The organism is Shewanella sp. A22, assembly GCF_053850585.1.
The window spans coordinates 1-10,383 of the sequence record NZ_JBSQBN010000143.1; the positions used below are offsets into that span (position 1 = coordinate 1).

The following is a 10,383-nucleotide window of genomic DNA, read 5'->3' on the forward strand; positions in this document are numbered from 1 at the left end:
GTGGGAATGTGTTATTTTTTATGGAAAAAAATAGACCATGCAGTCGTATTTTGAAAGCATCTAACGAAGCATAAAGGACTTTGAAACCCGCCAGAATGGAGTCTCTCAGGTATTCCACTTCTGTGTTGCATCGATTTAAAAGGCAACAACCATTTCTACATCAATGTGCCTTGAATTGAAAAACCTGAGAGACTCTGAACTGACCAGATATTTAATGGGATTGGTATAATAACCTGTGGTAAAACAATGAAAATCATTCGTGGATTACACGGTATGAACATTGTTGCTATTGATGTGGTTTAAGTTGCACCATCATATGATATCTGCAGATATAACAGCACTTGTCGTCGCAACATTAGGTCTTGAAATGTTACATCTATGGTCCGAAGGTAAAGGCTTAATTAAAAAGTAATTTATATCTAACTGAAAATGATTAAGCCAGCGTATTGACGTTGGCTTTTTTGTGTCTGCTCAGCGTAGAATAGACACAGTTAGGTTTAATGAGGAACCACAATGAGTGATTTAAGTCATATTCGCCGTGAATATAGCCGAGGTGGCCTAAGACGTGATGATTTGCCCGATAATCCAATGGATTTATTTGAAACGTGGATACAACAAGCAAAAGACGCTGAATTAACCGACCCAACTGCAATGTGTGTTGCGACGGTTGATGAAAATGGTCAACCTTTTCAACGGATAGTTTTACTAAAGAAATTTGATGATAATGGGTTTGTGTTTTTTACTAATTTAGAAAGTCGCAAAGCAAAACAAATAGCAGCTAACAGCAAAATTAGTTTATTGTTTCCTTGGCATCCACTAGAGCGTCAAGTGGCCGTACTTGGACAAGCCGAGCCACTATCGATGTTAGATGTAGCCAAGTACTTTATGAGCCGGCCAAAAGACAGCCAAATAGCCGCATGGGTATCTAAACAGTCAAGCAAAATTTCTGCTAGGCAGGCTTTAGAAGGAAAATTTGCAGAAATGAAAGCCAAGTTTGCCCAAGGTGATGTACCTCTGCCTAAATTTTGGGGCGGTTATTTAGTGCGTCCTGCTAGCATTGAATTTTGGCAGGGTGGCGAAAATCGATTACACGATCGGTTTATCTATAGTAAGGCCGATTCAGATTGGCAAATAGATCGGTTGGCACCTTAATGAGTGTTAATGAAATGGAGTCATTAGCTGTGATTACCAATAAAATCTGGGTTGATGCTGATGCTTGTCCTAACCCTGTTAAAGAGATGTTGTTTCGGGCATCTGAGCGTAAATCGATTCAGTTAGTATTAGTGGCCAATCAAATGATAAAAGTGCCGATGTCACCGCTTATTACTATGATAAGAGTGAGCTCTGGGTTTGATGAAGCTGATAACTATATTGTGGAGCAAGTGGTTAAGGGAGATTTAGTCATTACAGCTGATATCCCGTTAGCTTCAGATGCGGTAGATAAAGGTGCATTAGTCTTAAACCCTCGTGGTACTGTTTATACAGCTGAAAATATTAAACAAACGTTGACGATGCGAGATTTTATGGAAGAAATGCGTAGCAGTGGCATACATACAGGCGGTCCAAATAGTTTTTCGCAAGCTGATAAACATGCGTTTGCACAGGCGTTAGATAAATGGCTGGCTAGATTGACCTCTGGCAAGATATAACGATAAATTAATCTATACTTAATCTGACTTTCTAACAAAGGACTTTATGATGAAAAAATGGTTACCATTTTTAGCCGCGGGCTTGCTTAGCACAACTGTTATGGCGAGTGACTGGCAAGTCAATCAAGAACACTCTCGAGTAAGCTTTGTTTCGGTTAAGAAAACCGATGTTGCCGAAGTGAATCATTTTAAAAAAATAAGTGGTTCATTAACGAATGCCGGGGCCTTTTCTGTATCGATTGATTTAAGCAGTGTCGATACCGGAGTCGAAATTCGTGATCAGAGATTACAAGCGGTGCTATTTGAAGTGGCGCAATACCCAACATTAACCTTAAATGCAGTTATCAATCCTAAACTCATCGCTGGATTAAAAGTGGGTGACACATTAACGACTCAAGTTGAAGGTACCATTAACTTACATGGTCAGAAACAACAGAAGAGTTTTGACGTGTTAGTGGCTAAATTGTCAGACAAGAAAATGGTGGTGACAAGTTTAGCGCCAGTGATTGTCCAAGCAAATGAATTTGGTTTAGTGGCAGGTGTCGAAAAACTTAAAGAAATGGCGGGATTACCGAGTATCAGCTTGGCTGTGCCAGTATCATTTGTGCTAACCTTAGCGCAATAGCTCTCTATGATTGAAAATGGCTTTCAATCGTTAGATTGAGAGCCTTTTCTAATGAAGTCGTTTTATCAAAGGTGGGAAATAATGGTTACCGACAAAGACGGGTATGTGCATTTGATTCAGTATTTAACTGAACATTTAGGCCTTTTTGAGGCGTCTGAAAATAATGCTGCTGCAACTGAAACTGTTATGGAACTGTTTGAAGAGCAGTTATCTGCTCAGATCATTATGGTCTGCGGTCAAAACCCGCAATTGTCATTTGCTCAGCGTAATATGGTGATCCGTGAAATTGATGCAATTGTTTACGATTTGGAAGAGATTTTAGCCTCTGTCGCTAATCAGCAAGCAACACCTGAACAAAGTATTTTTATTACTGAATTTTCGGGTTTGATTAAGAATTTATTTGATCAAGAGATTGATCATTTATTGCGTTAAACGCACATTAAACTGGCCGCTTTAAAAGCAATCTGGGTATTTTTGGAATTGATCATGTTTAGAAATATTGTTATTTCTGCTGTGTTATGTTTGTTGTCTGTATCCGTTTTCGCAAGTAATAAAACCACCATTGTGCGTCAAGTTGAAACAATGACGGTGTCAAATTCTGGATTAATGTTTCAAGCCCGTATTGATACTGGCGCCGGAAATACCTCATTGCACGCCGTTGATCTAACCATCATTGGTGGCGCATCAAAAAAGATGAAAGACAATGTGGGTAAAACCATCGAGTTCACTACGGAAAATGAAAAAGGTGAAAAAAAGCAGATGCAGGCTGAGATTGTCAGCACATCGACAGTGAAAAATTCCCAGGGCACTGAAACTCGTTACATGGTGAAACTAGGTGTTGGCTTTCCTGATAAGCTGCGTAATGTTCATGTCAATTTACGAGACCGTAGTCACATGAGTTATAAGCTTTTAATTGGTCGTAACTTTTTAAAGAAAGGCTATATAGTAGATGTGTCGCACAAAAAGGTCATAGGCCCAGTTGCAGAACTCAGTGTTAAACAAACGGGTTTATTGTTTAACACTCGTATTGATACAGGTGCGGTAGAAAACTCGTTACATGCGGTAAACATTCGTGTTGAAAAAGAAGATAAAGTCGATATGGGAAATAATATCGGTAAAATTATCACTTTTACCACTGAAAATGAGAAGGGTGAAAAAGTTGATGTTCGAACTAAAATCCGTGGTACTTCTTTTATTCGTAATGCCCAAGGTACCGAAGTTCGTTATATGGTTAGACTCAGTGTCGGTGAGCCCAAAAATGAGTTTTTAGTCGATGTGAACTTGAAAGATCGCACAAAAATGGGTTACAAATTATTGATTGGGCGGAATTGGTTACAAGGCCATTACTTAGTCGATGTATCCCTAAAACATTAACAATAGACAAGTTAATTTAATTACCTAATACCGCTCATTTTGAGCGGTATTTTTTTTGTTGTCTCCTAAACCTAGTTTATCGATTAGGCTCTATTATTTTTAGCTAAGTCGTGAAGGCAAACATGAGTAGAGACCCAAAATCATCACATGTGCACTGGCGATGTCAATTTCAAATCGTTTGAATATCTATTTGGGCAACGAAATGAGATGACGCAGTCGATACATTAAGTATGAATATAAAACAGATAAGGTGAATAAGTTTGGCATTATCTTAATCAACAGCTGCCATGAATAAAGTCTCATTTTTTAAGTTGAATCATTTAAAGGTCTTTTATCTATAAGACTGTTTTTTAGCCGCTATAGCGCTCATTTATGGCAGAGCATAAATATCAATATGACAAAAAAAGTGTGGTTGTCATTAATAATACGTAGTGATCCACATGACAGATAAGCGAACATATGGAAATTACGGTTAAATACAGCTGTTTGCCACTAAAAAGTCCAATAATGACTAGTAAAATTGTGGTCGCTAACGTAAAATTTCACTCTTTTATTTTAACCTTAGTTTTGGCTCTTGGTTGTTTTTAGCAAGAGTTAAACTACCGCGTCGTCACTATCGATTTTTATCATAGTCGACCAGGCGCCCAACCGCATTGATATGCACAAATGCAGTGGATGATAACATGCAGCAGTTAACCGAGATCGTAGAACAAGCCTTAGAGGTCATTGACAAGGCCAGTGATCTAAAGACATTGGATGATATCCGTGTCGATTACCTTGGTAAAAAAGGTAAAATCACTGACATGATGAAAATGATGGGTTCATTAAGCGCAGAAGAAAAACCTGCCTTTGGTCAAGCCGTCAATCAAGCTAAACAAGCCGTACAGCAAAAGCTGACTGAGCGTATCGATGGATTGAAAGCCTCGGAATTGGAAGCAAAATTAATTGCGGAAAAAATCGATGTCACTTTACCCGGTCGTACCTTAGAAATCGGTGGCTTACATCCGGTTACGCGTACAATTGAACGTATTGAAACTTTTTTTGGTGAATTGGGGTTTGTTGTTAAGCAAGGTCCTGAGATTGAAGATGATTTTCATAATTTCGATGCGTTAAATATTTCTGAGCATCATCCCGCTCGAGCTGATCACGACACCTTTTATTTTAATCCCAAAGTCATGTTACGCACTCAAACATCGGGCGTACAAATTCGCACGATGGAACATGAAAAACCGCCACTTAGGATTATTTCTCCAGGCCGTGTTTATCGTAACGATTATGATCAAACTCACACACCTATGTTCCATCAGGTTGAAGGGTTGATGGTTGCTGAAAATGTAAACTTTGCAGAACTAAAAGGCATTTTGCATGATTTCTTACGCAACTTCTTTGAAGAAGACTTAGAAGTACGTTTCCGCCCATCTTATTTCCCATTCACAGAACCTTCAGCTGAAGTGGACGTAATGGGTAAAAACGGTAAATGGTTAGAGGTTTTAGGCTGTGGTATGGTGCATCCCAATGTACTGCGCAGTGTAGGTATTGATCCTGAAAAATACTCTGGTTTTGCTTTTGGTATGGGCGTAGAGCGTTTAACTATGTTGCGCTACGGCGTCAATGATTTACGTGCCTTCTTCGAAAACGACTTACGTTTTCTTAAGCAATTCAAATAACGGAGCAAAAATCAGATGAAATTCAGTGAATCTTGGCTTCGAGAGTGGGTCAACCCATCTGTAAGTCGTGACGCATTATCACACCAAATTACCATGGCCGGACTTGAAGTCGATGGCGTAGATCCTGTCGCAGCTGAGTTCAGTGGCGTAATCATTGGTGAAGTGGTTGAATGTGGTCAACACCCAGACGCAGACAAATTACGTGTAACTAAAATCAATGTCGGCACCGATGAGCTAATCGATATCGTTTGTGGCGCACCAAATTGTCGTTTAGGCTTAAAAGTGGCTGTTGCGATGGTTGGTGCAGTCTTGCCTGGCGATTTTAAAATTAAAAAAGCTAAATTACGTGGTCAGCCTTCAATGGGCATGTTGTGCTCATACGGTGAGCTAGGTATCGATATCGAAAGCGATGGCATTATTGAGCTACCGCAAGATGCGCCATTAGGCGTAAACGTTCGTGAATTTTTGCAATTAGATGATGCCATTATTGATGTTGATTTAACCGCTAACCGTGCAGACTGTTTAGGTATGGCTGGGCTTGCGCGTGAAGTGGGTGTTTTAAATCGTCAAGCAGTGACAGAGCCTTCATGGGAAGCAGTAGCAGCAACTATTGATGCGCCGTTTAGCATTAATGTAGTGGCGCCAGATTTGTGCCCACGTTACTTAGGTCGTGTGGTTAAAAACATCAATGTTAAGGCTACTACACCATTATGGATGCAAGAAAAATTGCGTCGCAGTGGTATTCGCTCCATCGACCCCATTGTTGATATCACCAATTATGTGTTGATTGAGTTTGGTCAGCCAATGCATGCGTTTGATTTAACTACCTTAAATGGCGGAATTACCGTGCGTTTAGCTGACGGTGTTGAAAAATTAACGCTACTTGATGGCAACGAAATTGCCGTACCTAGCGATACCTTAGTGATTGCTGATGATAAACAAGCTGTAGCGCTTGCGGGTGTGTTTGGTGGCGAAAGTACTGGCGTGAATGAAAACACTCAAGACATTCTTTTAGAGTGTGCATTTTTTGCCCCTTTGGCTATTATGGGTAAATCTCGTCGCTTAGGCTTACACACAGACGCGTCACACCGTTTTGAACGTGGTGTAGACCCTGAGTTGCAACATAAGGTTATGGATCGTGCTACTCGTCTTGTATTAGATATTTGCGGCGGTGAAGCAGGGCAAGTGATTGAGGCTGTATCTGCTGAGCATTTACCACAAGCGGCAAGCATTACACTACGCCGTAGCAAGTTAGATAAAATATTAGGTCATCATATCCCTGATGCTGACGTGGTTGAGATTTTACAGCGTTTAGGTTTTAACGTTGAAACGGCAAATGATGCATGGCAGGTCACCACCGCAACCTACCGCTTTGATATGGCGATTGAAGAAGATTTAATCGAAGAAGTTGCCCGTATTTACGGTTACAACAATATTCCTAATACAGCACCACAAGCTGCGTTAACCATGCCAGACCACAAAGAAGCGGATATCCCGCTTAACCGTGTTCGTAGTATTTTTGTCGCTCGTGGTTTCCAAGAAGCGGTAACCTACAGTTTTGTTGACCCTAAGATGCAAAACTTAGTGCACCCTGGTGAAGAAGCCATGGTATTACCAAACCCAATTTCAATTGAAATGTCGGCAATGCGTTTGTCTATGTTTACCGGTTTATTAACAGCTGTTGGCTATAACCAAAGCCGTCAACAAAATCGGGTACGATTATTTGAAACTGGATTACGCTTTGTTCCTGATGCGCAAGCAGATTCTGGTGTTCGCCAACAAGCCATGCTGGGCGCGGTTATTTCAGGTGTTCAAAATGAAGAACATTGGTCAATGGAATCGAAAACCGTCGACTTCTTTGATTTAAAAGGTGATTTAGAAGCAATTCTCGGCTTGACAGTTGCCGCTTCTGAATTTAGTTTTAAAGGGGCAACACATCCTGCGCTGCATCCAGGACAATGTGCTGAAATATTGAGAGATAATCGAGTCATTGGTTACATCGGTGCTATCCATCCTAGTTTGGAAAAGCCGTTTGGACTCAATGGTAAAACAATTGTTTTTGAGTTAGAACTGGATGCATTATTGCACGCCCGTTTGCCGCTAGCCCAAGCTGTATCTAAGTTTCCTGCTAACCGTCGTGATATTGCGCTAGTAGTAGATGAAGCTGTTTCTGCCACTGATGTTATGAATTTGATAAGAAAAGTTGGCGAAAATCAGTTGGTTGGCTTAAACTTGTTCGATGTATACCAAGGTAAAGGTGTTGAGGCTGGCAAAAAGAGCCTCGCCATCGCACTTACATTACAAGACACTACTCGTACACTTGAAGATAAAGATATTACTGAGACAATGGAATTAGTGGTATCGGCTCTAAAGACCGAGTTCAACGCATCGTTGAGGGATTAAAGTATGGCACTTACCAAAGCCGAAATGGCAGAACATCTTTTTGAGACATTAGGCATTAACAAACGTGTGGCTAAAGAGATGGTCGAGTCTTTTTTTGAAGAAATTCGTGAAGCACTCGAAAGTGGTGAGCAGGTCAAGTTATCTGGCTTTGGCAACTTTGACCTTAGGGACAAGAATCAAAGACCGGGAAGGAACCCGAAAACTGGTGAAGATATTCCGATTTCTGCACGTCGTGTTGTAACTTTCCGTCCTGGACAGAAGTTAAAATCACGCGTAGAAGCAGCTAACTCGGGTAAAAAATAGTTCACTAGTTAATACGCCAATCCGTTTGGATCTGTATTACGAAGAGCCACTCTTAATTGAGTGGCTCTTTTGTTTTTGAATTTAGTGAATCTATTCTACCTTTTGCATAATATAGTTGGCCTAATCACAAGGTGATATTATCCGCCAGGTTAATCACGATTAAGCTGAGTGATTGACTATAGGTAATACCGATAATTTAGTTTTGTCCGGTATAATATGATTTTTCTCCGTGGGTCACGGTTAGTTTATTTGGAGTTTCTCTTGGCACGACAAGCAAAACATTTTGATACTCGTTTTAATAAATCATTATTACATCCTCGTTATTGGGGATCGTGGTTAGCCATGGGCGTGCTATTTCTGTTTGGTGCAATGCCCGCCAGTGTACGTGATCCTATTGCGAGGTTATTGGCTCGTGGGGTCATGAAAGTGGCTAAAAAGCCATTACGAATTGCCAGAATTAATATTAACCAATGTTTTCCAGATATGTCATCAACGGAGGTTGATGAGCTAATCAAAAAAAATGTTGAATTATTTGTCATCACTTTATTATCACAGGCCGAGTTGCTTATTCGTTCAAATGCACATCTAAAACGGCGGATCCAATGTAATGGCTTTGAACATATTAAGGCCGCTAGGGATGCTAAGCAGCCGATTATTTTTATTATGCCCCATGTATGGCCAATGGAATATGCAGGCCTAAGAGTCAATATGGATATTCCTATTGTAACCATGGCCAAAGCACACCGAAATGGATTATTTAATTGGTTTAGTAACCGAATGCGCAGTAGCCAAAACGGGCGCGTATACATGCGTGAAGCGGGGATTAGAGCCTTGCTGGCAGAGTTAAAAAAAGACAACAGCTTTTTCTATTTACCGGATGAGGACTTAGGTCCTGATCATAGTATATTTGCCCCTTTTCTGGGAACGGTTAAGGCGACATTACCTGTTGTAGGGCGTTTAGCTCAAGCTGGGAATGCACAAGTTATGCCTGTAAAAATAGGATACGATCAAGATGCTAAGCAATTTATTATGACCGTGATGCCAGCAATTAACCCTGATGAAATGATTGGCAAGGAGAACGAAGCAATCGCGCTAAATAAAGCGGTTGAACAAGTCATTAACGCTTATCCAGAACAATATATGTGGTTTTTAAAATTACTCAAAACCCGCCCTCCTGGTGAACAAGAATTCTACTAGAATATATTACCACCTTGAGATGAACACAATAATGAGAGGTTTATATGGATTTTAATGAGTTATTAACGGCATTATCGTTTGTTGTGTTCACTTACGATAATCATCACATAACCTTATTACAGCTGTTACAAGTGCCTTTATATCTCTTTTTGGCGTGGTTTATTATCACCCGTATAGGGCGATTGATTGTGAGTACATTGAAACGGCGTAATGTTGGTGCAGATGCCATCCATTTGTTTACCCGTATGTATTTTATTATCAGTATTGCGATATTGGTTTTTACTAGCATGGAAATGTTAAATATTCCATTAACCGCTTTTGCATTTGTATCTGGTGCTATAGCCATCGGTGTGGGGTTTGGTGCACAGAATATTATTAATAATTTTATCAGTGGTTGGATTTTAATGTGGGAGCGGCCAATTCGCATTGGTGACTTTTTAGAAGTCGGTGAAGCCCGTGGCGTTGTTGAGAGTATAAATACTCGCTCAACCTTGATACGCCGTAATGACGGGGTGCACATGCTTGTGCCTAACAGTCAGTTACTTGAGAATACAGTGACTAACTGGACCTTAATTGATAAAAATGCCCGAACCTTTATTCGCGTTGGTGTTGCCTATGGCTCTGATGTTGTTAAAGTGCGCGATTTAATTTATCAAGTGATTGGTGAGCGGGATGATATTTTACCGCAACCTAAACCTACAGTTTTGTTTGAGGATTTTGGCGATAACGCATTAATTTTTGATTTAATATTTTGGGTTAGTGCTGTGTCTGAAACCGATATTCGCCGTCGTCGCAGTGAGATTCGTTTTAGAATGTACGAATTATTCAATGAAAACAATGTTTCTATTGCATACCCTCAGCGAGACTTACATGTTGATGGTAATTTGACGATTACCCAAAGTCATAAAAGTTAGCATGGCTTTTAATCGCACAATAAAAAAGACGCATTAGCGTAATGCCGATCAGTTAAGCGGTAATGCTATAAAAACTGAACAGATCGGTTGACCGATCTTTTCAGTCTGCGAAAATCCGATAATTTTTATTATCGGATTTTTTTATGGAACTCTCTGAAGCCCTTGCTCGCACTTCAATTAATCGCCTTACTGAGTTTTCATCTCTCGCTGATGTCCTTGAACCCGATATTATTCAATCTTGCCTTGAGTCG

10 protein-coding genes are annotated in these 10,383 nt (G+C 40.2%); all 10 read left to right on the forward strand.

The genetic code is table 11. The features are described 5' to 3' along the window. Positions 1–513 precede the first annotated feature (513 nt). The 10 genes from pdxH to ACWXWT_RS18180 all read left to right on the forward strand — a co-directional run bounded on the left by pdxH (position 514) and on the right by ACWXWT_RS18180 (position 10,132). Complete coding sequence (gene pdxH / locus ACWXWT_RS18135; RefSeq protein ID WP_456042982.1) at positions 514–1,152, forward strand: pyridoxamine 5'-phosphate oxidase; 639 nt, start codon at positions 514–516, stop codon at positions 1,150–1,152. After that, positions 1,152–1,649 carry a YaiI/YqxD family protein gene (locus tag ACWXWT_RS18140; RefSeq protein WP_456042983.1) on the forward strand — a complete coding sequence of 166 codons (498 nt, stop codon included), beginning with the start codon at positions 1,152–1,154 and terminating at the stop codon, positions 1,647–1,649. Before pdxH ends, ACWXWT_RS18140 begins: the two co-directional genes overlap by 1 nt. Positions 1,650–1,698: 49 nt before the next feature. Then, the gene (locus ACWXWT_RS18145) at positions 1,699–2,274 is read left to right on the forward strand and encodes a YceI family protein (protein WP_456042984.1); all 576 of its coding nucleotides are present in this window, start codon (positions 1,699–1,701) and stop codon (positions 2,272–2,274) included. An 81-nt stretch (positions 2,275–2,355) separates the two neighbouring features. Beyond that, the gene (locus ACWXWT_RS18150; protein WP_456042985.1) at positions 2,356–2,706 is read left to right on the forward strand and encodes a DUF3802 family protein; all 351 of its coding nucleotides are present in this window, start codon (positions 2,356–2,358) and stop codon (positions 2,704–2,706) included. Positions 2,707–2,760: 54 nt separating this feature from the next. Then, positions 2,761–3,648, forward strand: coding sequence for a putative ATP-dependent zinc protease (locus tag ACWXWT_RS18155; protein ID WP_456042986.1), 888 nt, complete (start codon positions 2,761–2,763; stop codon positions 3,646–3,648). Between the two features lie 683 nt (positions 3,649–4,331). Continuing rightward, on the forward strand, positions 4,332–5,315 hold the full coding sequence (gene pheS, locus ACWXWT_RS18160; RefSeq protein WP_456042987.1) for a phenylalanine--tRNA ligase subunit alpha: 984 nt from the start codon (positions 4,332–4,334) through the stop codon (positions 5,313–5,315). A 15-nt stretch (positions 5,316–5,330) separates the two neighbouring features. Next, positions 5,331–7,718 carry a phenylalanine--tRNA ligase subunit beta gene (gene pheT / locus ACWXWT_RS18165; protein WP_456042988.1) on the forward strand — a complete coding sequence of 796 codons (2,388 nt, stop codon included), beginning with the start codon at positions 5,331–5,333 and terminating at the stop codon, positions 7,716–7,718. Positions 7,719–7,721: 3 nt separating this feature from the next. Beyond that, positions 7,722–8,021 carry an integration host factor subunit alpha gene (gene ihfA, locus ACWXWT_RS18170; protein ID WP_011637176.1) on the forward strand — a complete coding sequence of 100 codons (300 nt, stop codon included), beginning with the start codon at positions 7,722–7,724 and terminating at the stop codon, positions 8,019–8,021. A 261-nt stretch (positions 8,022–8,282) separates the two neighbouring features. Next, the gene (lpxM, locus tag ACWXWT_RS18175; RefSeq protein WP_456042989.1) at positions 8,283–9,218 is read left to right on the forward strand and encodes a lauroyl-Kdo(2)-lipid IV(A) myristoyltransferase; all 936 of its coding nucleotides are present in this window, start codon (positions 8,283–8,285) and stop codon (positions 9,216–9,218) included. A gap of 44 nt (positions 9,219–9,262) precedes the next feature. Beyond that, on the forward strand, positions 9,263–10,132 hold the full coding sequence (locus ACWXWT_RS18180; protein WP_456042990.1) for a mechanosensitive ion channel family protein: 870 nt from the start codon (positions 9,263–9,265) through the stop codon (positions 10,130–10,132). Positions 10,133–10,383: the final 251 nt, after the last annotated feature.

What these genes read in the sequence shown, in the direction of transcription:
- pdxH (WP_456042982.1), top strand. Translation starts at nt 514, where the DNA reads ATGAGTGATTTAAGTCATATTCGCCGTGAATATAGCCGAGGTGGCCTA.
- ACWXWT_RS18140 (WP_456042983.1), top strand. Translation starts at nt 1,152, where the DNA reads ATGAGTGTTAATGAAATGGAGTCATTAGCTGTGATTACCAATAAAATC.
- ACWXWT_RS18145 (WP_456042984.1), top strand. Translation starts at nt 1,699, where the DNA reads ATGAAAAAATGGTTACCATTTTTAGCCGCGGGCTTGCTTAGCACAACT.
- ACWXWT_RS18150 (WP_456042985.1), top strand. Translation starts at nt 2,356, where the DNA reads ATGGTTACCGACAAAGACGGGTATGTGCATTTGATTCAGTATTTAACT.
- ACWXWT_RS18155 (WP_456042986.1), top strand. Translation starts at nt 2,761, where the DNA reads ATGTTTAGAAATATTGTTATTTCTGCTGTGTTATGTTTGTTGTCTGTA.
- pheS (WP_456042987.1), top strand. Translation starts at nt 4,332, where the DNA reads ATGCAGCAGTTAACCGAGATCGTAGAACAAGCCTTAGAGGTCATTGAC.
- pheT (WP_456042988.1), top strand. Translation starts at nt 5,331, where the DNA reads ATGAAATTCAGTGAATCTTGGCTTCGAGAGTGGGTCAACCCATCTGTA.
- ihfA (WP_011637176.1), top strand. Translation starts at nt 7,722, where the DNA reads ATGGCACTTACCAAAGCCGAAATGGCAGAACATCTTTTTGAGACATTA.
- ACWXWT_RS18180 (WP_456042990.1), top strand. Translation starts at nt 9,263, where the DNA reads ATGGATTTTAATGAGTTATTAACGGCATTATCGTTTGTTGTGTTCACT.